Here is a 22,173-nt window from a genome sequence, read left to right as displayed (position 1 = left end):
TTACTTAAATAAAGGCTATAAAAAAAGCCTCATTTCTGAGGCTTTCTTGAAGTGATTAAAGATTTTATTTTTTGATAAATCGTTTCGTTGTGATTTGGTCATTATTTTGAATTTCAATTATATAATGTCCTTGTTCTAAACTCTCTACGTTAATCATATTGTTTTCTGCATTTCCTTTTTTAATCGGTTGACCTAATAGATTGTAGATTGTAAAAGCACTACTATTACTCAATCCGGTAATGTTTAGAATGCTACTGGTCGGGTTCGGATATAAAGTGATTTCAGTTGAAGTAAACACAGTATCTTCAGTTTCTTTTCCACTTGAAGTGATATTTACAGTATAATCTTCAACTTGTCCGTAAGTGAAAGATTCGCAAGAAGTCGGGATTGCATTATACTTCATCGAAACTCTCATTCTTGTAGCTCCAAGTGTAGCTGTTGAAGGAATTGTAATGGTTCCGGAAACCGGAGTTGTTTTACTTGCAGATTTGCTCCATACTAACTCTCCGGAGTCGTCAAAGTCACCATCTTGGTTGAAATCGATCCAAACCGCATAACCTTCACTGTAAACAGTTCCTGACCAATAAGGGGTTATGGTAATGGTTTGAGAAGAACCTCTGGCAGCATTAGTAGATACAGAAGTAAAATCTTCATATCCGGAAGTTCCTGTTGAAGAATTGTTGATAGAACCGTAAACTACTTGTGCAATTCGCTCATCAGAAGTGTTGTTACCTTGTGAAGAACAATACGTTACTGTGTTAGCAGATGTCGTTACACTAACCGTATTACTGGATGCGGATATGTTTCCGGCAGCGTCTTTGGCTTTTACTGTAAAGCTATATGTAGTAGAAGCTGTTAATCCGGTAACACTATAAGATGTAGCAGTAGTGGTGGTTCCGATCTGACTTCCGTTTTGGTAAACGTTATATCCCGTTACGCCTACGTTGTCCGTAGAAGCTGTCCAACTTAAATTAGTGGTGGTTTGGGTTGTTCCGCTTGCTGAAAGAGTAGGTGCTGAAGGAGCTGTCGTATCTGCAGTTCCGGTAGCTAAATTAACGGTGTAATCTTCAACTTCTCCGTAAGAGAAAGTCTCGCAGGAAGTCGGAATTCCGTTGTATTTCATGGAAACTCTCATTCGAGTTGCTCCGCTGGTAGCTGTTGTCGGTATAGTGAAAGTTCCGGAAACCGGAGTTGTTGTGCTTGCGGCATTACTCCAAACCAGTTCTCCTGAGTCATTAAAGCTTCCGTTTTGGTTATAGTCGATCCAAACCGCATAACCCTCACTATAAACAGTTCCTGTCCATGTTGGAGTAATAGTAATGGTATAAGCTGTTCCTTTTGTAAGGTTTGTAGATATAGAAGTAAAATCAGAATAGCCGTTTCCGTTACCTGATGAATTATTGATGGTGTTCAATTGAACTCTTCCGATATATTCGTCCGTAACTGTATTTCCTTGAGAAGTACAATAAGTCGGTGTGGTGGAACCGGATAATGTTGTAACGTTTACGGTATTACTTGTGCTTGAAATATTTCCGGCAGCATCCTTAGCTTTAACAGTAAAACTGTAAGTAGTGGAAGCTGTTAATCCGGTAACATTATAAGAAGTGGTAGAAGAAGTTCCGATTTGAGTTCCGTTTTGATATACATTATAACCTGTCACAGCCACATTATCTGTTGAAGCGGTCCAGTTTAAATTGGTAGTTGTTTGTGTCGTTCCTGAAGCTGCTAAATTGGTCGGTGCGCTTGGTGCTGTTGTATCATTTCCTGAACCTGCAGTAATGGTAAAATTAGTATTAGAAACATCGAAGAAAATATGATTGGTTCCTTTGATCATAATTCTACACTGTGAAGAAGGTGTGTTTGGTATAGTAACATCCTGTGTTCCGTCGTTCGTTGTAGCTGCTAAAAGAGTTGTCCAAGTGCTTCCTCCGTTTGTAGAAAGTAAAATATCTACATTAGCACAGTTCACACCGTTAGAAGTAGTTCCTGCAACATTCCAAGTGATTGTTTGCGTACTTCCACCTGTATAAGTTACGGCGGTATTAGGAGCTGTAACTACAAATGGTCCTGCCGTGCCATTTACAGTTACGACCATATCGTCACTATTATTAGCTGATCCGCCGGCTCTGTTATCTCTTACAGTAAATCTGAAATTTAAAGTTCTGGCTACCGAAGAAAGAGCTTCAACGGTAATTTCTGAACCTGAAGTTGTTGTAGCGCCTGCCAGAACTCTGGACATCATTGGGAAATAACGAGTAGGTGAAGTCGTTGGAGTATAGGATCTGAAATTCGGACCGCTGGTTTTAGTTGCGCTAGCGGCTGAGCTAGATCCTGTTTGTGAGCTTGAAGCATTGTCCATTTGTTCCCAACAATATGTAAGTGCATCTCCGTTAGCATCTGTTCCGGAACCGGTTAACATAAATGGAGTGCTTTTAGGAATAGTGTAGTCAGAACCCGCATTTGCAGTCGGAACACTATTTCCTGTACTGGTAAGGGTCGGACAAGATTTTGCCTTAATGTTATTAGTGACTTGTTGTATACTGATAGCGTGGAAGTAAGCATCAGAATGTGCTTGAATATCTTGAGAAGTAATACCGGCATATCCCATAATTGTGGAGCCAGATCCCGGTTCCATATTGGCTCCGGTTCCTTCATTGCTCATTGAAAAAGTGTGATTAGCCCCTAATTGATGTCCTAATTCGTGAGCTACATAATCAATGTCAAAATTGTCACCTGAAGGAATTCCGTCAGCCGGAGAAGTGTATCCGCTACCTTTTTGTCCGTCTACACAAACACAACCGATACAACCGGCATTTCCGCCGCCGCCGTCTTTTCCGAATAGGTGTCCGATATCATAGTTAGATTCGCCGATTACACTAGTTAAAGTCGATTGTAATTGTGAATTCCAATTCGACATACTACTTGAAGGTGAATAAGGATCAGTTGAAGAATTGGTATAAATAACTGAATCAGTATTTGAAATCAGAACCAGTCGAACGCCAAAGTCTTTTTCAAAAACACCGTTAACACGTGTCATAGTGTTATTGATAGCAGCCAAGGCATTTGTCTTTGTTCCTCCGAAATAAGCTGTGTATTCACCTGTTACAGACATAGCTAAGCGGAATGTTCTCAGGGTTGAATCGTCTGCATTAGGGCGTAGTTGAGTGCCAACAACAGCAGATTGGTTTACCTGATCTATTACAGAACATTCAAATTTTGAAAAAGCTTGTCTTTTATCTGATTTTCTGTAAACCGCATAAGAAGATAGATCTGAAGTATAAGGTTCAATAAATAGTGCTGATTGATCGGGATAGAGAGTCATGGATTGGAACCCAAGCGGGGAAATACTGATGTAAATTGTTGCTCCCGGGTTTTCGACACCTTGTCCGACATAAGATTTAATATCCGGATAACGATTAGCCAGATCGGGATCCATAACGGAATACTCAATAATTTTAAAATTTTCAAGTGCACCTTCTGCATTTGGGAATGATAAGGTTAAGTTAGATTGGTCAGCTGAAGTTGTTTTGTGGGACAATTGACTTAGCTTTTGTTTCATTTTTACCATATCCAATCCGAAGAGTTTTGGATTTTGGATCATTCTTTTGTTCTGAACTATTTCAGAATCTGCTTTTTTCTGGGTTCTGGACCAGAATGAGTCTCCGTTTTGCCCAAAGGCAAAGGATGAGATTGCCAGTAAGGCAATTCCTAGGAATTTTTGTTTCATAAAAAAATAGTTAAGGTTAATTATCAAATCAAATGTATTTATTCTAATGTTAAAATAGTTACAGTTTTTCTGTATATTTTGTTAAAATATAACAAAACGATAAAAAATAGCTGTATTTATTACATTTAAGAAATGAATTTTGTTAGAATTTGGGGTAATTAGAGAGAGAGTATTGGGGTGTGATTTGAAAAAATATCCGTATTTTCACAGCTTAATATATTAATTAGCTGTTATGAGGAAACTGGCATTACATTGGCAAATACTTTTAGGGATGTTTCTGGGGGTACTTTTTGCTGTTGTTTTGATACAATTTAGTTGGGGGAAAGAAATTATTGTGGATTGGATTAAACCCTTCGGTAATATTTTTATTAACCTGCTTAAACTGATAGCCGTTCCCTTGATTTTAGCATCTTTGATAAAAGGAGTTTCCGATTTAAAAGATATATCGAAACTATCCAGAATGGGAGGGAGAACTATAGGGATGTATGTGCTGACTACTGTTTTAGCAGTTTCGATCGGTTTAGTTGTTGTAAACATAATAAAGCCGGGAAGTTATATTTCCAAAGAAACACGTACTGAATTGGTCGGAAACTATGCCAGTGATGCTAACTCTAAGATCATGGCGGCTGAAGAGCAGAGCGAAACAGGACCTCTACAGGCTTTAGAAGATATGGTGCCAAGTAATATCATGAAGGCGGCTTCAGATAACGGTAATATGTTACAAGTGATCTTTTTTGCAGTCTTTTTCGGGATTGCCTTAATCCTTATTCCACAAGATCAGGCTGCTCCGGTCAAAGCTTTTTTTGACGGATTTAATGAAGTGATCTTGAAAATGATAGATATTATCATGTTAGCTGCTCCGTTTGGTGTTTTTGCACTTTTAGCATCATTAGTGGCTGAATCGCCTAGCTTTGATCTGTTTAAAGCTTTGGGGATGTATGGGATAACAGTGCTGATAGGATTGGGGATAATGATATTGGTTTATATGTTTTTAGTGAAAGTATTGGCAAGAAAATCTCCGAAGTTCTTCTTTAATGGTATATCTCCGGCTCAATTATTAGCCTTTTCAACAAGTTCAAGTGCGGCAACTTTACCGGTTACGATGGAACGAGTAGTCGATAATTTAGGCGTAGATGATGAAGTAGCCAGTTTTGTATTACCGATAGGGGCTACTATTAATATGGACGGAACCAGTTTATATCAGGCCGTAGCGGCTGTCTTTATCGCACAGGCTTTCGGTATGGATTTAAGTTTGGGAGTTCAGTTAGGAATTATTACAACAGCAACTTTGGCTTCTATAGGAAGTGCAGCAGTTCCGGGTGCAGGTATGGTAATGTTGGTAATTGTTTTGGCACAAGCAGGAATACCCGAAGCAGGATTAGCCTTGATTTTTGCCATTGACAGACCTCTGGATATGTGCAGAACCACAGTAAATGTAACCGGAGATGCAGCAGTTTCAATGGTTGTGGCAAAATCAGTAGATAAATTAGCGTAATATGGAAGATTTTCACTGGACGAAATTATTTAATCCTGAGTTTTACATCACAATGGAAATCGGTGGGGTTCCTGTCGGTATCTATATGGTTTTATTTATTGTGTTTGCCGAAACAGGGTTATTTGCCGGTTTTTTCCTGCCCGGAGACAGCTTGTTGTTTCTATCCGGAATCTACTCCAGAGAATTAGTGGAGACTTTTTTCTATATACCGGGTGATTTTTCTAACGTTACAATTTTAGGTTTGTTGATTGCTGCGGCAGCTACTTTGGGAAACATATTCGGTTATTGGTTCGGAGCGCGTAGCGGACAATTTTTATACCAAAGAGAGGATAGTTTTTTCTTTAAGAAAAGATACTTGCACGAATCACAGATATTTTTTGAAAGACATGGAGGGAAAGCTATTATTTTTGCTCGTTTTTTACCTATCATAAGAACCTTTGTCCCGATCATTGCCGGAATTGTTCACATGAAAAAAACACGCTTCATGTTTTATAATGTATTGAGTTCTGTTATGTGGTCGTTTATTTTAGTTTTTGCGGGACATTATCTCTATGGTTTGTTCTTAGAAGAGTTTGATCTGGACTTAAAAAAACATATTGAAAAGATTATTTTTATCCTTATTGCTGTAACTACTTTTCCTTTAGTAATGAAAGCAATAAAGTCGGCTAAAAACAAATCTAAAAAGGAATGATACCATTAAGTTACTGGGAGTTGAAAAACTGGTTTACGAATGTAGATTTTGCTATTGTAGGAAGTGGAATAGTAGGATTGCATTGTGCGATAGAATTAAAACAACGCTTTCCGAAAGCTAAGATATTGGTCTTAGAAAAAGGAATATTACCTCAGGGAGCCAGTACAAAAAATGCAGGTTTTGCCTGTTTTGGAAGTCTTTCCGAAATTTTAGATGATTTAAAAACACATACGGAAGATGAAGTAGTTTCTTTGGTAGAAAAAAGATGGAATGGATTACAATTGCTTCGTAAGAATTTAGGAGATAAGATTTTAGATTTCAGACAATATGGAGGTTATGAGTTGTTTTTACAGCAGGATGAAGCTTTTTTTGATGAATGTGTAAATCAGCTTTCATTAGTCAACCAAATTTTAAGTCCGATTTTTAAAGAGAAAGTTTTTATTAAAAAAAGCAATGGCTTTGGTTTTCAAAACATTTTTAATTATTTGCTGTATAATTCTTTTGAAGGTCAGATCGATACCGGAAACATGATGCAGGCTTTGTTAAAAAAAGCAATAGCAAATGATATTTTAATTCTGAATCAACAAAATGTTACTACTTTCCATGATTCGGGTGCTAAAGTAGAGGTCGTTACCAATGGTATCTCTTTTTATACCAACAAACTATTATTGGCTACTAACGGATTTGCTTCTGAATTGATGAAAGGAGATATCAAGCCGGCCCGGGCTCAGGTATTGGTAACAAAGCCTATAGAAGGCCTTTCGGTCAAGGGGACTTTTCATCTAGACAGAGGGTATTACTATTTCCGAAATATTGAGAACAGAATTCTTTTTGGTGGCGGAAGGAACCTTGATTTTGAAGGTGAAACTACAACTCATTTAGGGCAAACAAAAATTATTCAGGAACAGTTAGAACAATTACTTAAAAGTGTAATTTTGCCGCAATTTGATTTTGAAATTGAACACCGTTGGAGCGGAATAATGGGAGTAGGAAATCATAAAAGACCGATTGTAAAACAACTTTCTGATAATGTGGCCTGTGGTGTTCGTTTAGGCGGAATGGGAGTAGCAATAGGAGGTTTAACAGGAAAAGAATTAGCGGATTTACTATAAATGACAGCAAAGAAGACAACTACCAAAAAGAAACCGGCTAAAAAACCGGTAAAAAGAACTTTTAAGCAAAAATTACTTCGTTTTGTACTGAAGTTCATTCTTTGGTTTAATGGGATCTGTATTTTCTGGGTGTTGTTGTATAAGTTCGTTCCGGTTCCTTATACTCCTTTAATGGCTATCAGAGCAATTGAGCAAAAAAATGTCGGGAAAGAAATGACCTGTTCACATCATTGGGTGGCAATAGAATACATTTCACCAAATTTACAAAAAGCAGTTATAGCCAGTGAAGACGGCCATTTTTTAGAGCATAATGGTTTTGATTTTACAGCTATGCAAAAAGCTTTTGAAGGCAATCAGAAAGGAAAAAAAATAAAAGGAGGGAGTACAATTTCACAGCAAACAGCCAAAAATGTGTTTTTATGGCCGGGTCGTAGTTATGTTCGAAAAGGATTTGAAGCTTATTTTACGGTTTTGATCGAGTTGTTGTGGAGTAAAGAGCGCATTATGGAAGTCTATCTGAATAGTATAGAGATGGGAGACGGAGTGTATGGTGCAGAAGCCGCTTCCAGACATTGGTATCATAAAGAAGCCCGGAATTTATCGCGTTATGAAGCGGCAGGGATAGCGGCTATTTTGCCTAATCCTCTAAGATATAAACCTGTAAATTCAACGCCTTATATTAATCGTCGTAAGAAAACAATTAGCCGTTATATTGGCTATGTGAAGTTGGAGTATTAGTTTTTCAGTAACAAAAAACGCTGTTTTTCGACTAATCAATCAAAAATATAAATTATGACTGCACACGAAATTGACTACCATATTTATGGTGAAGAAATGCAATATGTTGAAATAGAACTGGATCCACAAGAAGTTGTAGTTGCTGAGGCCGGAAGTTTTATGATGATGGATAATGGTATTAAAATGGAAACTATTTTCGGTGACGGAAGCAATCAAACAAGCGGGATCTTCGGAAAATTGTTGTCTGCCGGGAAACGTGTTTTAACAGGTGAAAGTTTATTCATGACGGCTTACCAAAATGTGGATTTCGGTAAGAAGAAGGTTTCTTTTGCATCGCCATATCCCGGTAAAATAGTTCCGATAGATCTACAAAAATACGGTGGTAAATTTATATGTCAGAAAGATGCTTTTTTATGTGCTGCCAAAGGAGTTTCAGTAGGAATTGAATTTTCAAAGAAATTAGGTCGAGGTTTGTTCGGAGGTGAAGGATTCATTATGCAGAAGCTGGAAGGAGACGGAATGGCATTTGTTCATGCCGGAGGAACGCTGGCAAGAAAAGAATTACAACCCGGAGAAGTTTTAAAAGTAGATACAGGTTGTATTGTAGGCTTTACAAAAGATGTACACTACGATATTGAATTTATAGGAGGGATCAAGAATACTATTTTCGGAGGCGAAGGAATGTTTTATGCTACCTTACGAGGTCCCGGAGTGGCTTATATCCAGTCTTTACCATTTAGTAGATTGGCAGACAGAGTAATCCAGGCTGCACCTCAAATGGGAGGGAAAGATAAAGGCGAAGGAAGTTTATTGGGAGGTTTAGGAAACCTTTTAGATGGAGATAATAGTTTTTAATTATAATTAATATAACATACTAAAGCCAACTTTTAAAGTTGGCTTTAGCTTTTTATTTTTTGTGAGGAAATATTTTTTAGTCGAATAGAGATGCTAATTTTAATTTAACGTAATTTTATGTATTGATTATCAATGTTTTATATTGATATTTTGTAACTTTATAGTTTAAATTTTGTTAGTCATGAATAATTCGGTTTTAAAAAATGCAGTTCTAATTTTTATAGGAATTGCCTTGTTTTTCCTAGTAATGGATTTTTTGGGTTTAGCAAGTAAAAATTACTTAAGAGCTTTAAATGCGTTTATCGTTTTGTACGGTATTCGTAAAACCATAAGAGAAAGTTACTTAAAAGGTAAAATAGACTATTTTGAAAACTTTTTTTCTGGCTTCATTACTGGAGTTTTAGGTGTTTTTTTAGGAATCGTTGGTCTTATCATTTTTATCTATTTAAAAGGAGGAGAAACGTATCTAAACACTTTATCTAATACTTTCTTTTTTGTGGGTAAAGTAAGTATTCTACAATATTGTGGAGTGCTATTCTTTGAGGGAGTTGCTTCTTGTGTAATAGGCACATTAGTGCTAATGCAAATTTACCAAGATGTTAATGTAAGTCATAAGTATTAATTTTTAGTAATGACATAACTTTATTTACAAAATTGTTAAAAATAAAAACCGCTCATTGAGCGGTTTTTTTATTGTATTTTAGTCTACTATTTTTATGATATAAGTTGCAACTATATAATCGTTGATTTTAAGATGTACATCGTAGTTTCCTTTCTTGTTAAATTTATATACGAATGATGTTATATCATCTTTTTTTTGAATATTATAAATTTCAAAAGGAATTTCTCTTGATCCTATTAATTCTACAAGCGATGTTTTGTATTCACTATTTGAGCTTTTATAGCTAAATGCAATTTCTTCTCCTATTTTAAATCTATTGATCATTTCATTGGGCAATATGGGATCAATATTTAACTTAAAAGTTTCTCCGTAAACAAGTGGAAATATTTCTTTTGTTTCTCTACTATTAGTTTTGAGAGCCCATTTTGAGTCTTCTGGGATATGATTTTTTTCAAATAGATTAGGTTCTGTTAAGAAATATCCATCATTATATTCTTTAATGAAATATCCTTTTTCATTTAAATAACCGCTTGCCCAAGTAGCATCGCATAAATACCATTTGTTATTTACCTGAACAGCATTCCATGAATGATTGACCAGATCTAAAGATTTGACATTGTCATCAGATGTTCTTCCGTATCCATTAATAATTTCGCATTTAATATTTGCAAAAAAGCACAATTCTTTAACTAAATAAGCATAACCGGTACAGGCAGTTGTTTTTTGCTTGATCAGTTTTTTAAAAGTCTTTTTCTTATGCTTATTGCTCCAGGCGATATAAGCTAAACTGTCGTTTTGGAATTTTTTTCGCATTTGGATGACTTTTGAATTTAGGAAATCATCCGCAGAGATGTTATGGCATACCCAATAAAAAATAGCTCTGAACTTTTCGATATCAGTTGAAAGCTTATGTGTGAGTTTATACGAAAGGACAGGAAGGTTCTCTAAGTTTTCTCCGTCGTTTAATTTAGCGATATTATCTGCTTTTTTTAGATCAATTGAATTAAAATCAGAAATTTGAGCATTTGCAGTTGTAAAGAAAAGAAATAAAAAGAGTATGAGGATACTTTTCATGCAAGGAAATCTTATTTTTTCTTCTTTGAAGAGTATACCCCTTTTTTAGCAACTTTTCCCATCATGTAAAGAGTGCAGGAACTCATATTAACGTTTAATTCAATCTGTAAATTGGAATTCTCGTTGCCCATGATAACCTTTTTTGATTCCAGGCCTACATAACTAAAAAGTAATACGTCTCCTTTTTTAAGTTTTTCAGGAAATTCAAAATTTCCATCAAAGTCAGTTGTTGTTCCTATTGCAGTTCCTTCAAGAACAACATTAGCGCCGGCAACAGGTCCCAATTCATCTACAACCGTTCCTTTTACGGTAATGTATTCTTGTTGCTGTTTACTTTCTTCAATGGGTTTCTGGTTAGGGTCTTCCTGAGATTTTATTTCCTGAGCCTGAATGTTTCCGCTATTAAAAAAAGATAGACAGGCTAAACCAATTCCGCTAAAAAAACTTAAATATTTCCTTTTTGGATGATTCTCTTCATAAACTTTTAATTGATCGGGTTTAAACCTACCACAGATAACATCACCTTTTTTAAAGTATTGGATGATTTCGTCAGAATTCATTTTACTAAAATCGATAACTTCTTTTTTACAGGAATCACAAAATCCACCTTTAGCAGTAGACGAAAAATTATTAAAGTCCTCTGAACAAGGATTGTCGATATTTAAGCTGAATTTGTTTTTCATAATCTGTAGTTTAAAGAATTGGCTAATGCAATATAATAAAAATACTCTTAGATAGTGTTTAAATTTTTTGAGGCAGTCTATTTTTTTGAGCGATTTTATTTTATGTTGAAAATTGAAGTTTTTAAAGGTAACGTATGTTTCTTTGTTAAATAATTTGGTTTAAATAACTTACAAAAAATTAATATATTTGTCGGTATATACTAATTGTTTCGTGTTATTGAAAATAACATTATGAAAAATTTCAGAAGACAAAAAATCTTTCCGACTTTTGTGAGATAGATTGAGATCTACTCACAAAACTTACAGTTGAAATAAATTAAAAAACAATAACAATAAATTTAAATATGAATATCTTAAAATCATTTAGAAAACCTTACATATCATTACTTTTTGCATTATCAATATTATTTGTTTCTTGTTCTCAACAAGATGATAGCCAAATTAATCAAACAAAAATTTCTACTTTTAAAATGGCTAACAATGGTTCAACAAATAGGCTTACAGATGATTTTTATATTGATTTAGAAGCTAACGAGACCGTTCCCACAATCGTAAATGGAGAAATATCTGCATTTGATGAACTTTTAAATGTCGAAATGGATATTTCGAGCGGTATAGAAATTAACAATCCTGTAAATATTTCTGATAATGAAATCCAGTTTTATAGTAATGGAGAATTATTAAAATATAAAATTTTAAATTCTGATAAAACTGCAACAACTATAAGATTTGAAACTACAACGGTAATAAAGGACTTTATTGTTGATGGTCAAATGTCTTTTGCTGGTTTTTCAAATTATTATTCCACAACTTCTCCTACATTAGATAAAGCGTGTCCTCCTTGTGCTGTAGTCGGTGTAGTTGTCGTTGTTGGTGGGGCTTATTGCCTATGGAAACAACACAATGCTTCAAGTACGTGTTTAGCCGCTTATCAAGCTTGTGTTAGTGCTCATGGTAATTGTAGCTATCAATTTCAATCATCATCTTGCGGTGGAACTTGTAATGTAAATCCTCATTAATAAATTTATATAGATATGAAAAATTGGACTGAGCAAACTTGGAATGGTTTCTTTTGTACTGTGATTTTTTTAGGTGTTCTTGCATTTGTGGCAATTTTCGCTTAATAAAAATATAGTACATAATAAACTTATAGCAATAGCGGCTTTCAGGTGTAATGAAAGCCGCTATTATATTAAATGTAAAACTTAAAATTAGTTCATATTGCTCGCAGAACTAAAAAAGAGAAAACAAAGCGTATTAAATCTATATAATAAAATTCCGAAAAAAAAACAGAATAATTTTAACCGCTCTAATTTTTTTGAGCGGTTTTTTTATTATCTGACTTCCTGATTTAATATTAAGTCAAGATATAAATTTACCTTGTTTTTAAGCTCTTTTCTGTGGATAATAAAATCAAGGAATCCGTGTTCTAATAAGAATTCTGATGTTTGGAAGCCTTCCGGCAAATCTTTTCCGGTTGTGTCTTTTACGACGCGAGGTCCGGCAAATCCGATCAAAGCTCCGGGTTCACCGATGTTAATGTCTCCTAACATTGCATACGAAGCTGTTGTACCACCTGTAGTAGGATCTGTACACAATGAGATATAAGGGATTTTAGCTTCTGCTAATTGTACCAATTTAGCAGAGGTTTTAGCTAATTGCATCAGTGATTGTGCTGCCTCCATCATACGAGCTCCACCGGATTTTGAGATCATTAAAAAAGGAACGTTGTGTTTGATCGAATAGTCAATTGCACGTACTATTTTTTCTCCTACAACAGCCCCCATAGAGCCTCCGATAAAAGCGAAATCCATACAGGCTACAACAATGTCTTTACCTTTAGATTTTCCTACAGCAGTTCTGACAGCATCTTTTAAATGGGTTTTAGCCATTACATCTTTTAAACGATCGCTATATTTTTTGGTGTCAACGAACTTTAGAGGATCCTTTGAAGTCATATTCGGATTTAATTCTTCAAACTCATTATTGTCAAAAAGAATTTCAAAATATTCAGCACTACCGATTCTTACGTGGAAATCATCTTCCGGGCTTACCCAAAGGTTTTTAGCTAATTCTTCTGTGTCAACAATTTTCCCGGTTGGTGATTTATACCATAAGCCTTTAGGTACATCCTTTTTTTCTTCCGTTGGAGTTTGTATACCTTTTTCTTTTCTTTTAAACCAAGCCATAGTCTTTAGTTAGATGTCAGAGTATTAGCCGGAAAAATCCGGCTAAGATCTCGACCGATTAATGATTAATATTTTGTGTTTTTATAACGTGTTTACGTTATTTAAATCTGCAAATGCTTGTTCTAAACGTTTGTTGAAAGTTATTTCGCCTTCACGAACCCATTTTCTAGGATCGTAATATTTTTTATTCGGGCTATCCGAACCTTCAGGGTTACCGATCTGTGTTCTCAGATAGTCGATTTTAGAAGTTACATAGTCACGAATTCCTTCAGTATAAGCAAATTGTAGATCGGTATCAATATTCATTTTGATTACTCCGTAAGAGATAGCTTCTCTGATCTCTTCTAAAGTTGAGCCACTACCACCGTGAAATACAAAGTCAACCGGATTCTCTTCTGTTCCGAATTTTTTCTGAACATATTCCTGAGAATTTTTTAAGATTTTTGGAGTTAGTTTAACGTTTCCGGGTTTGTAAACTCCGTGAACGTTACCAAAAGCAGCAGCAATTGTAAATCGAGGACTAATTTTCATCAGCTCTTCATAAGCGAATGCTACTTCTTCCGGTTGTGTATATAATTTAGAGCTGTCAACGTCAGAATTGTCAACACCATCTTCTTCTCCTCCTGTAATTCCTAATTCAATTTCAAGAGTCATTCCCATTTTACTCATTCTTTCTAAATATTTTTTAGAAATTTCAAGGTTTTCTGCAATCGGCTCTTCTGAAAGATCAATCATGTGGGAACTGAATAATGGTTTTCCGGTTTCGGCAAAGTGCTTTTCCGAAGCATCCAACAATCCGTCGATCCAAGGAAGTAATTTTTTAGCGCAGTGATCAGTGTGTAAGATAACGGTTGTACCGTAAGCTTCAGCTAAGGTGTGGATATGCTTAGCTCCTGCAACTGCTCCTAATATAGCGGATTTTTCATTTTCATTACTTAAGCCTTTTCCGGCATTAAATTGTGCACCCCCATTTGAAAATTGGATGATTACAGGTGCGTTTAGCTTTGAAGCTGTTTCTAAAACACCGTTAATTGTGCTTGAACCTACTACGTTTACTGCAGGTAGCGCAAATCCTTTTGCTTTTGCATAGTTGAAAATTTCCTGGACTTGATCACCTGTTGCAACGCCCGGTTTAATATTGTGCTTCATAGTTTTGTTGGTTTATGATTAATAAGCAAAATTAATAAAATCTAAATTAGAAAGGATAATTAATACCAAAATTTAAAACAGTTTTGCTGAAATTGATGCCTTTAAGCCAACGGTCACTCATCTCTCTTGAAGGATCATAAGTTTTATATCCTAAATCGATCCTGAAAACAAAAAAGCTAAAATCATATCGGAAACCGATACCGGATCCTACCGCCAGATCTTCAAATGATTTAAGACCGTTAAAGGTAAAATCTTTATTTTCAACATTGTCAAATACATTCCAAATGTTTCCCATATCTGAGAATAAAGCACCATCTAAATTTCCAAAGAAATTAAAGCGATATTCGGCACTAAATGCCAATTTCATGTTGGCTTCATTGAAGTCTAATATGCTGGAACTCCTTCCGGGACCTAAGCTATAGGCTTGCCAACCTCTGTTATCATTTGATCCACCACCGAAATAACTTCGGGAGAAAGGAATAGACGTTCCGTTTCCGTATGGGATAGCAATACCGGCAAAAGAGCGTATTGCAATACTTTTTTTGCGTCCCAGATCCCAGTGTTTGATGTATTCTACTTCGCCTTTGGCATATTGAGCATATTCAATACCAAAAACTTTTTGGTTTCCGGCAGCACTGGTTTGGTCTGAATTGCTAAAACTATTTGCAAGTAATCGCAGAAGATTACCGGCAGATTCAAGTTTTGTTCTGAAATTGTAATAATTCTTATCAGTAATGTTGTTCTTTGTAGTTCTGCTGAACGTAAAACTCGAAGAAACGATCAGGTTGTCTTCAATCAAACGGACATATCGTTCGGAAATACTTAAAATCGATTTGAAATCCGCATCTTGTGGCGATAAATAACTTCCGCTTAATGCTTCAGCCATAAAATTGACAGCTCCTTCACTGGTTAAATTACCATATTCGTCAAGATTTGCAGGGGCAGTGCCATAGATAGTCGCAAATTCATTCAGGCGATTGTAGGAAGTTCTGTAGACATTAAAGTAATTGCCAACATTTAAGTTTCTGACATAATTAACACCTAAAAGCTCAAGCTTAAAGTTGTTTCTTTGGTTGTTGGTTTTCCAGTTGTAATTTAAACTTCCTGATACACTCTCTTTGTCTAAACCAATATTTCGTTGACTTGAAAAACCAACGGAAACTTGAGTTGTAGGAAGCATTTCTTTTTTAATGATCTTTTGGGTGTTGATAGGAAAGAAGATACGGGGGAAATTCAGCTTCATATCGCCACCGTATTCCGAAATGTTAAAAAAGGTGTTGTTTGGGTTGGCTAAATCTCTTGAAGATCCGATATTTCCTCTTCCTGAAATTTCCAGAATTTCTGCTCCTTTAAAAATGTTTCGGAACATTAAAGATAAATTACCAGAAATACCAAAATCCTGAATATTAGAATGAGTAAAGTCGGTTGAAAAGTTGAGGTTGTATTTTTTTTTCGGGACTAAATAAATATTAGCAATTAAACCGTCATTGTCTACACTCAGACTGTCTTCAACGTATTCTATGGTTGGAAAATTAAATACTTTGAGATTACTTATAGACTGTGAGGTTAACGATTTTTTGTCGTCACTGAAATAGTCTCCTTTTTCAATAAAGATAGCATCAGTTAGAGCTTTAGGCCTATAATTTAATTTTCCGGAGCTATATATGTTGTACTCTTTGTAGAAAACACTATCTTTTATTTGATCGGTTTCCTTTCTGGAAGAATTGGATGTGAAAACATTAACCTGACTGATCTTGTAAATTTTAAAAGGGGTTTTGATCAGAGTGTCTCCCTTTTTAACGCTTCGATCCTCAATGTCAACGACAACATTCACTTTGTAATTTGGGTTTAAGGTATCAATGTCATATTTTACATTGTTTACCTGAAAATGATATACTCCATGGTTTCTGAAATAATTAGTGATACGCGATCTTTCACTTAAGAAATTTTGAGAATTAAAGACGTCTCCTTTTTTGAGCAAGGACTCTTGCTCGATATCTGTAAATAATTTTTCCAGTTCCGGGGTTTCAATTCTATGTGAAATAGTATCGAGAACGGATGCTTTTCCGGTTGTGATCTTGTAAGTGACCTGACCTTTTTTGGGACCTGAAGAATCTATTTGCGTTTGCACATCGGCTTTAAAATAGCCTAAATTGTAATTGTAGTAGGCTTTAAGTTTATTACGGGTACTTTTTATCTTTTTATCATTGATAATTACTGGAGCCTGTCCTGTATTTTTAAGAAAGTTGCTCAGTCCGGAAACTAAAAAAGATTGACCTAAGCGGTCTACTTGTTTGTCAGAAAGTAATTTGGCCAGACGCTCTCTACGGTTTGGTTTGCGGCTTAACCAGTCATAGTATAATGAATCCGGATTGTCTTTTGCCATGTTATACATAGCCAAACGCAAAGGGTAACCGAAAAATTTTCCGTTTGGTTTTTGGTAATAAAAATTTTCCAGAATCTCATCTTTTTTAACGGTGTCATTAACTAAAATGGTGTTTTTAGTCAGGAGCTGTTGTCCTTCCGGGACTTTTTTTGTGATGGAACACGAATAAAAACCAAGTCCTATTCCGAATAATAATAGTATTTTTGGGAAACTTTTTTTCAAAATAGCATTATATAATTAGTCAAAAATACAACTTTTATGGTTAGTAAAAACCAAATTAAACTTATAACGAGTTTACAGCAAAAAAAATATAGAAATCAACATCAATTATTTTTTGCAGAGACTAAAAAAGTAATTGATGAGTTTCTTGATGCTCAATTTGAATTAGTACAGATTTATACAATTCAAGAAGGACTGTTTTCTCAGGTTGATCAGAGCAAGATATGTGCCATTTCTGAAGCAGAATTAAAAAAAATAAGTGCTTTGGTTACACCTAACGAATGTTTGGCTGTTTTTAAAATACCTGTTCATGCTTCTTTTGAGGCTAGAGGATTAATAGTTGCCTTAGACGATATCAGAGATCCGGGAAACTTGGGTACAATTATTAGGTTATGCGATTGGTTTGGAGTGGAGACATTATTGTGCTCCAAAGAGACTGTAGATGTATATAATCCTAAAGTAATCCAGTCTACTATGGGGTCGATTAGCAGGGTAAAAGTGATCTATGAGGATCTGATCCCTTTTTTAAAGGAAACAAAGTTACCTGTTTATGGTACTTTCATGGACGGAGCTACTATTTATGCTGAAAAATTGCCTGAAGATGCTGTTGTTGTGATGGGGAATGAAGCAAACGGAATTTCACCGGAAGTAGAACTAGCGGTAACAAAGAGAATTGCGATTCCTCGTTTCGGGAATATTCAAAAAACAGAAAGTTTAAATGTAGCTACAGCTACGGCAATTACATTGAGCGAATTCAGACGAAATTAGTGAAATGCGAAGTTAATGAAGATCCCGCGTGTTTTCATGGATTGAACGTTTCCTGTCCACGGGCTGTTTGGGTTATTGTCCCGAATTAATTCGTCTTTAGTGCTGAACACTCCGCGAATAGAGGGCGAAAATTTAAAGTATTCAAAATAAACATCAATTCCGAAACCTATTTCGTAAAAGCTAGACCAATTGGTCATTCTGAATTTACGATTATAATTGTCTTCAGGTGATTTGGCTAAACTCCCTAAGTTTAAAGCTGTAGATAAACCTCCGATCAAATAAGGTTTGATGTTGCCTGTTCTTTTTGAAGAAAATTTTAATAAGGCAGGAAAGAAAATATAGGTTGATTTTACTTCGCGAAACCTCTCGATCGGATCCTCAATAGTAGGATAAGTTAAATTGCGTTGTGTAATATAAAGCCCCGGCTCAAAACGAAAATCAAAATGATCGCTCAGGCGAAGATTTCCTATCAGTCCTACATTAAATCCGATAGTGGAGTTTACCTGAATGTCTTCGGTAACGGATAAGTAATCAAATTTAAAATCTAAGCTGTTGAACCCTAAGAAATATCCCCAATGCACACGTTGCTTATCAAAGTTTTCTTTATTGATAAGAGGATCTCTGCCGAACATTTTAAATTGCCCGTAAGAAGAAATACTGATTAAGAATAGAATTAGAATCTTTTTCATACTACTTTTTAGAAGCTTGATAAATAGTTGCCACACCAAAAGTTTGCGGCAAGTGTTTTACCTCTATAAACCCGATTTTTCGCAAAATATTGTTCAATGCCTCTCCGAAAGGGAAAATATTTGCAGAATCAGATAGATATTGGTAAGCCACTTTGTCTTTTGAGAACAATTTTCCAATAGTAGGTAAGATATATTTGGTATAAAAGGCATAACCTTGTTTGTATGGGAATCTTGTAGGAACGGAAGTTTCCAAAATTACAAAAATTCCACCCGGTTTTAAGACTCTTAAAATTTCAGCCAGACCTTTTTCTAGGGTTTCAAAATTGCGAACACCGAAAGCAACTGTAATGGCATCAAAATAGTTATCCGGATAAGGAATGTTTTCACTATCTCCTAAAACCATTTTAATTTTATGATCCAGATTTTGGGCTTTTATTTTTTGTTTTCCTACTTCAAGCATTCCGGCAGAAATGTCTAAACCAACGATTTCTGTAGCGGAAGTTTTGGTCATTAAAATAGCAAGATCTCCGGTTCCCGTTGCAATGTCTAAAACAGTTTGTGGCTTTTTGTCGGCAACTAATTGCAATACTTTTTTACGCCATTTGATGTCAATTCCAAAAGAAATAACCCGGTTTAAACCATCGTAATTTTCGGAAATAGTATCAAACATTTGGGCAACTTGCTCTTTTTTACCCAATTGTGAATCTTTATATGGCGTAATATTTTTAGACATTCTATATCAAATTAGTGGGAAGCAAAAGTACAAATTTTATTCAGACAAATCTCTTTTTACATAGGTTAAAAAGGTAAAGGGGAATGAATGTTTTTCATCAGAGGGATGAAAGCTTTCTTCGGCAAGTTTCCAATCTTCCGATTTGATTTCCGGGAAAAAAGTATCGGCTTCCACTTCTGTATGAACTCTGGTTAATTCTATTTTAGTAGCCACTAACATAGATTGTTTGTAGATTTCGCCTCCCCCGATGATGAATAAATTTTCTTCTTGAGGACAGACTGATATGCCTTCTTCAATTGAAGAAACAACTAAACAACCTTTAGGAACTTTATAGTTCTTTTGGCGTGTAATAATGATATGCGTGCGGTTTGGTAATGGTTTTGGGAAACTTTCGAAGGTTTTTCTTCCCATGATAATATAATGTCCCGAAGTTAAGGTTTTAAAACGCTTAAAATCATCCGGTAAATGCCACACCAAAGTATTGTCTTTTCCTAAGGCATTGTTTTCAGCAGCAGCAGCTATAATAATTATCTCCCTCATGTTAAACAGCAACTTGACCTTTAATGTGTGGGTGCGGATCATAACCTTCCAATGTGAAATCCTCATACGTAAAATCAAAAATATTTTTGATCTCAGAATTCAGCTTCATGGTCGGTAAAGGTCTGCATTCTCTTGATAATTGTAGGTTTAGCTGCTCAATGTGGTTGTTGTAAATATGAGCATCTCCGAAAGTGTGAACAAAATCTCCAAGCTGCAGATCGCATACCTGAGCAATCATCATGGTTAATAAAGCATAAGATGCAATGTTAAACGGTACTCCTAAGAAAATATCAGCACTTCTTTGATACAATTGACAGCTTAATTTTCCATCAGCGACATAAAATTGAAAGAATGCATGACATGGAGGTAAAGCTGCTTTTCCATTGGCAACATTTTCAGCAAAAGAAACAGAAGTATCCGGTAAAACGCTTGGATTCCATGCAGAAACCAACATACGACGACTGTTTGGGTTGTTTTTTAACGTTTCGATCAATTCAGATATTTGGTCTATCTCTTCGCTATTCCAATTGCGCCATTGGTGACCGTATATAGGACCTAAATCACCATTTTTATCAGCCCATTCGTCCCATATTTTTACGCCGTTTTCTTTGAGGTAACCAATATTGGTTTCTCCTTTTAAGAACCACAACAACTCGTAAATAATAGATTTTAGGTGTAATTTTTTAGTAGTGACCAAAGGAAATCCTTCACTTAAATTAAAACGCATTTGGTAACCGAAAACACTGATAGTTCCGGTTCCGGTTCTATCGCCTTTTTGGTGACCGTTTTCTAAAACATGCTTTACTAAGTCGTGGTATTGTTTCATTTTCTTTTTTTTTATTGTCATGCTGAATTTATTTCAGCATCTAATTTTCGAGATTCCGAAACAAGTTCGGAATGACAAGGTTATGCTTATCCTATAATCATTCCGGCAATAGTAGCTGATAGTAATGAGGCTAAACTACCCCCGATTACAGCTTTTAAACCGAATTCAGACAACGTTTTACGTTGGTTTGGCGCTAAAGATCCGATTCCTCCGATCTGAATACCAATAGACGCAAAATTAGCAAAACCACACAACATATATGTTGCCATAATTACAGACTTCTCATACGTAAAATGTATATCGTTTGCTGCATTTTTAAGCTCAGCTAATTGAATGTAACCCACAAATTCCGAAGCTGCTAATTTTATACCTAATAATTGCCCCATCAACATCATGTCTTCTTTTGCTACACCGATTAACCACATCAGCGGAGAGAAGATGATTCCTAGGATGGTTTCAAGTGAAAACTTAGTATATGGTGTATGAGCGGCAATAATATCATTTAAACCTGTAAGATCACCAAAATAGCCTAGCATATAATTAATCATAGCGATAAATGCAATGAAAACCAATAGCATGGCTGCAACGTTAGCCGCTAATTTCAGACCTTCAGTTGTTCCTGTAGCAATAGCGTCTAATATATTAGAGCCGATCTTGTCTTTGGTAACTTCAACTTGTGTATTTATGCTTTCGGTTTGCGGATATAACATTTTTGAGATAACAATAGCTCCGGGAGCTGCCATTACTGAAGCTGCCAGTAAGTGTTTTGCAAATTCCAGGCGAAGTACAGGATCATTTCCTCCTAAGAAACCAATGTAAGCTGCCAAAACGCCACCTGCTACTGTGGCCATACCACCGACCATAACTAAAAGGATCTCACTTTTGTTCATTTTCTCCAAATACGCTTTGATCATTAGCGGCGCTTCAGTCTGTCCTAAGAAAATATTACCGGCTACTGAAAGGCTTTCTGCACCTGAGATCTGAAGTATTTTGGTTAAAACCATAGCCATTCCTTTTACTACAATCTGAATAACTCCCAAATAGAACAGTAGAGAAGTTAATGCCGAAAAGAAAATAATAGTTGGAAGTACTTGGAAAATGAAGATAAAACCAAAGGTTTCTACATTCATCATTCCGCCTAATAAAAATTCGCTACCGGCTTTAGTAAAGTCTAGGATTAAGACAAATAAATTCCCGACGTATTCAAAGGCTAATTTTACAAAAGATATTTTCAATACGCCAATGGCTAGGATCAATTGTGATAATAACCCTAAGCCGACAGTTTTCCAGTTGATTGCTTTTTTGTTAGAGCTAAAAAGGAAAGCAATCGCTAATAAAGCAAGCATGCCTATGATTCCTCGAATCAGCCCGGAAGTTGTTAATCCCTGATTAGGAATAATTGTATCTTGTTGAAGCTCTTTTTTCTTCACTTTGTTAGAGGCAAAGAAAGAATAGGCTTCATTTCCTTTTTTTAATGTTAAAGTAGAGTCTGTTTTGGTTTCGATTAAGAAACGTTTGGTTGGGGAATCAGCTCCGTTCTCAAATAAGAAAAGATAATTGTCCTGTATCCAATAATCCCCTTTTTGAAAAATGCTGTCAGAAGAAAGTTTAAGTTGATAGGTTCCTTCCTTTAATTCTAAATAATCATTTTTGGAAGAGCTCAGTTGCCATTTTTTT

The 22,173-nt window shown here is 35.5% G+C and carries 19 protein-coding genes; 8 read left to right on the top strand and 11 right to left on the bottom strand.

The genetic code is table 11. The annotated features are described in order from the left end of the window. Positions 1-64: 64 nt before the first annotated feature. Positions 65-3,727, bottom strand: coding sequence for a reprolysin-like metallopeptidase (locus NHF50_RS05125; RefSeq protein WP_252775270.1), 3,663 nt, complete (start codon positions 3,725-3,727; stop codon positions 65-67). Positions 3,728-3,959: 232 nt separating this feature from the next. On the opposite strand from NHF50_RS05125, the gene NHF50_RS05120 reads away from it, so the two are divergent. The 6 genes from NHF50_RS05120 to NHF50_RS05095 all read left to right on the top strand — a co-directional run bounded on the left by NHF50_RS05120 (position 3,960) and on the right by NHF50_RS05095 (position 9,240). Continuing rightward, entirely contained in the window at positions 3,960-5,222 is a 1,263-nt protein-coding gene (locus NHF50_RS05120) for a dicarboxylate/amino acid:cation symporter (protein ID WP_252775269.1), read from the top strand. A 1-nt stretch (position 5,223) separates the two neighbouring features. Beyond that, entirely contained in the window at positions 5,224-5,913 is a 690-nt protein-coding gene (locus NHF50_RS05115; RefSeq protein ID WP_109568645.1) for a DedA family protein, read from the top strand. Then, a complete protein-coding gene (locus tag NHF50_RS05110; RefSeq protein ID WP_252777308.1) occupies positions 5,913-7,025 on the top strand; it encodes an FAD-binding oxidoreductase in 1,113 nt (370 codons plus the stop codon). The genes NHF50_RS05115 and NHF50_RS05110 overlap by 1 nt, the downstream gene beginning before the upstream one ends. Continuing rightward, the gene (gene mtgA, locus NHF50_RS05105; protein WP_252775268.1) at positions 7,026-7,763 is read left to right on the top strand and encodes a monofunctional biosynthetic peptidoglycan transglycosylase; all 738 of its coding nucleotides are present in this window, start codon (positions 7,026-7,028) and stop codon (positions 7,761-7,763) included. A 54-nt stretch (positions 7,764-7,817) separates the two neighbouring features. Next, entirely contained in the window at positions 7,818-8,618 is an 801-nt protein-coding gene (locus NHF50_RS05100) for a TIGR00266 family protein (RefSeq protein ID WP_252775267.1), read from the top strand. Positions 8,619-8,799: 181 nt separating this feature from the next. After that, positions 8,800-9,240: a hypothetical protein gene (locus tag NHF50_RS05095; RefSeq protein ID WP_252775266.1), complete on the top strand. Its 441-nt coding sequence runs from the start codon at positions 8,800-8,802 to the stop codon at positions 9,238-9,240. Between the two features lie 78 nt (positions 9,241-9,318). Here NHF50_RS05095 and NHF50_RS05090 read toward each other — a convergent pair whose 3' ends face one another. Next, on the bottom strand, positions 9,319-10,314 hold the full coding sequence (locus tag NHF50_RS05090; RefSeq protein ID WP_252775265.1) for a transglutaminase domain-containing protein: 996 nt from the start codon (positions 10,312-10,314) through the stop codon (positions 9,319-9,321). A gap of 11 nt (positions 10,315-10,325) precedes the next feature. After that, on the bottom strand, positions 10,326-10,997 hold the full coding sequence (locus tag NHF50_RS05085) for a carboxypeptidase-like regulatory domain-containing protein (protein ID WP_252775264.1): 672 nt from the start codon (positions 10,995-10,997) through the stop codon (positions 10,326-10,328). A 344-nt stretch (positions 10,998-11,341) separates the two neighbouring features. Here NHF50_RS05085 and NHF50_RS05080 point away from each other — a divergent pair, with 344 nt between their 5' ends. Beyond that, entirely contained in the window at positions 11,342-12,016 is a 675-nt protein-coding gene (locus NHF50_RS05080; RefSeq protein WP_252775263.1) for a hypothetical protein, read from the top strand. A 315-nt stretch (positions 12,017-12,331) separates the two neighbouring features. Here NHF50_RS05080 and accD read toward each other — a convergent pair whose 3' ends face one another. The 3 genes from accD to NHF50_RS05065 form a co-directional block, all read right to left on the bottom strand. Further along, positions 12,332-13,186 (bottom strand): acetyl-CoA carboxylase, carboxyltransferase subunit beta, encoded by an 855-nt coding sequence (accD, locus tag NHF50_RS05075; RefSeq protein WP_109568639.1) that lies wholly within the window; start codon positions 13,184-13,186, stop codon positions 12,332-12,334. Positions 13,187-13,267: 81 nt separating this feature from the next. After that, on the bottom strand, positions 13,268-14,335 hold the full coding sequence (fbaA, locus tag NHF50_RS05070; protein WP_109568638.1) for a class II fructose-bisphosphate aldolase: 1,068 nt from the start codon (positions 14,333-14,335) through the stop codon (positions 13,268-13,270). A gap of 46 nt (positions 14,336-14,381) precedes the next feature. Continuing rightward, a complete protein-coding gene (locus tag NHF50_RS05065; protein WP_252775262.1) occupies positions 14,382-16,943 on the bottom strand; it encodes a BamA/TamA family outer membrane protein in 2,562 nt (853 codons plus the stop codon). Positions 16,944-16,979: 36 nt separating this feature from the next. Here NHF50_RS05065 and NHF50_RS05060 point away from each other — a divergent pair, with 36 nt between their 5' ends. Beyond that, positions 16,980-17,708, top strand: a complete 729-nt coding sequence (locus tag NHF50_RS05060) for an RNA methyltransferase (RefSeq protein WP_252775261.1) — start codon at positions 16,980-16,982, stop codon at positions 17,706-17,708. Here NHF50_RS05060 and NHF50_RS05055 read toward each other — a convergent pair. The 5 genes from NHF50_RS05055 to NHF50_RS05035 all read right to left on the bottom strand — a co-directional run bounded on the left by NHF50_RS05055 (position 17,705) and on the right by NHF50_RS05035 (position 22,160). Further along, positions 17,705-18,397 carry a porin family protein gene (locus NHF50_RS05055; protein WP_109568636.1) on the bottom strand — a complete coding sequence of 231 codons (693 nt, stop codon included), beginning with the start codon at positions 18,395-18,397 and terminating at the stop codon, positions 17,705-17,707. The genes NHF50_RS05060 and NHF50_RS05055 overlap by 4 nt on opposite strands. A gap of 1 nt (position 18,398) precedes the next feature. Beyond that, the gene (ubiE, locus tag NHF50_RS05050) at positions 18,399-19,130 is read right to left on the bottom strand and encodes a bifunctional demethylmenaquinone methyltransferase/2-methoxy-6-polyprenyl-1,4-benzoquinol methylase UbiE (protein WP_252775260.1); all 732 of its coding nucleotides are present in this window, start codon (positions 19,128-19,130) and stop codon (positions 18,399-18,401) included. Positions 19,131-19,166: 36 nt separating this feature from the next. Then, positions 19,167-19,670, bottom strand: coding sequence for a dihydrofolate reductase (locus NHF50_RS05045; protein WP_252775259.1), 504 nt, complete (start codon positions 19,668-19,670; stop codon positions 19,167-19,169). 1 nt (position 19,671) lies between these two features. After that, on the bottom strand, positions 19,672-20,496 hold the full coding sequence (locus tag NHF50_RS05040) for a thymidylate synthase (RefSeq protein ID WP_252775258.1): 825 nt from the start codon (positions 20,494-20,496) through the stop codon (positions 19,672-19,674). Positions 20,497-20,582: 86 nt separating this feature from the next. Then, a complete protein-coding gene (locus tag NHF50_RS05035; RefSeq protein ID WP_374672841.1) occupies positions 20,583-22,160 on the bottom strand; it encodes a NupC/NupG family nucleoside CNT transporter in 1,578 nt (525 codons plus the stop codon). Positions 22,161-22,173 lie beyond the last annotated feature (13 nt).

This window comes from Flavobacterium sp. NRK F10 (assembly GCF_024054235.1).
Classification (GTDB): domain Bacteria; phylum Bacteroidota; class Bacteroidia; order Flavobacteriales; family Flavobacteriaceae; genus Flavobacterium; species Flavobacterium sediminis.
The sequence above is the reverse complement of the archived record's forward strand: the minus strand, read 5'-3'. Positions and strand labels throughout refer to the sequence as shown.

Bases quoted from the DNA above. Each gene is read 5' to 3' on its own strand.
- NHF50_RS05085 (WP_252775264.1), bottom strand. From the start codon at position 10,997: ATGAAAAACAAATTCAGCTTAAATATCGACAATCCTTGTTCAGAGGAC.
- NHF50_RS05090 (WP_252775265.1), bottom strand. From the start codon at position 10,314: ATGAAAAGTATCCTCATACTCTTTTTATTTCTTTTCTTTACAACTGCA.
- NHF50_RS05125 (WP_252775270.1), bottom strand. From the start codon at position 3,727: ATGAAACAAAAATTCCTAGGAATTGCCTTACTGGCAATCTCATCCTTT.
- NHF50_RS05100 (WP_252775267.1), top strand. From the start codon at position 7,818: ATGACTGCACACGAAATTGACTACCATATTTATGGTGAAGAAATGCAA.
- ubiE (WP_252775260.1), bottom strand. From the start codon at position 19,130: ATGTCTAAAAATATTACGCCATATAAAGATTCACAATTGGGTAAAAAA.
- NHF50_RS05055 (WP_109568636.1), bottom strand. From the start codon at position 18,397: ATGAAAAAGATTCTAATTCTATTCTTAATCAGTATTTCTTCTTACGGG.
- NHF50_RS05080 (WP_252775263.1), top strand. From the start codon at position 11,342: ATGAATATCTTAAAATCATTTAGAAAACCTTACATATCATTACTTTTT.
- mtgA (WP_252775268.1), top strand. From the start codon at position 7,026: ATGACAGCAAAGAAGACAACTACCAAAAAGAAACCGGCTAAAAAACCG.
- NHF50_RS05040 (WP_252775258.1), bottom strand. From the start codon at position 20,496: ATGAAACAATACCACGACTTAGTAAAGCATGTTTTAGAAAACGGTCAC.
- NHF50_RS05115 (WP_109568645.1), top strand. From the start codon at position 5,224: ATGGAAGATTTTCACTGGACGAAATTATTTAATCCTGAGTTTTACATC.
- accD (WP_109568639.1), bottom strand. From the start codon at position 13,186: ATGGCTTGGTTTAAAAGAAAAGAAAAAGGTATACAAACTCCAACGGAA.
- NHF50_RS05120 (WP_252775269.1), top strand. From the start codon at position 3,960: ATGAGGAAACTGGCATTACATTGGCAAATACTTTTAGGGATGTTTCTG.
- NHF50_RS05095 (WP_252775266.1), top strand. From the start codon at position 8,800: ATGAATAATTCGGTTTTAAAAAATGCAGTTCTAATTTTTATAGGAATT.
- NHF50_RS05045 (WP_252775259.1), bottom strand. From the start codon at position 19,670: ATGAGGGAGATAATTATTATAGCTGCTGCTGCTGAAAACAATGCCTTA.
- fbaA (WP_109568638.1), bottom strand. From the start codon at position 14,335: ATGAAGCACAATATTAAACCGGGCGTTGCAACAGGTGATCAAGTCCAG.
- NHF50_RS05060 (WP_252775261.1), top strand. From the start codon at position 16,980: ATGGTTAGTAAAAACCAAATTAAACTTATAACGAGTTTACAGCAAAAA.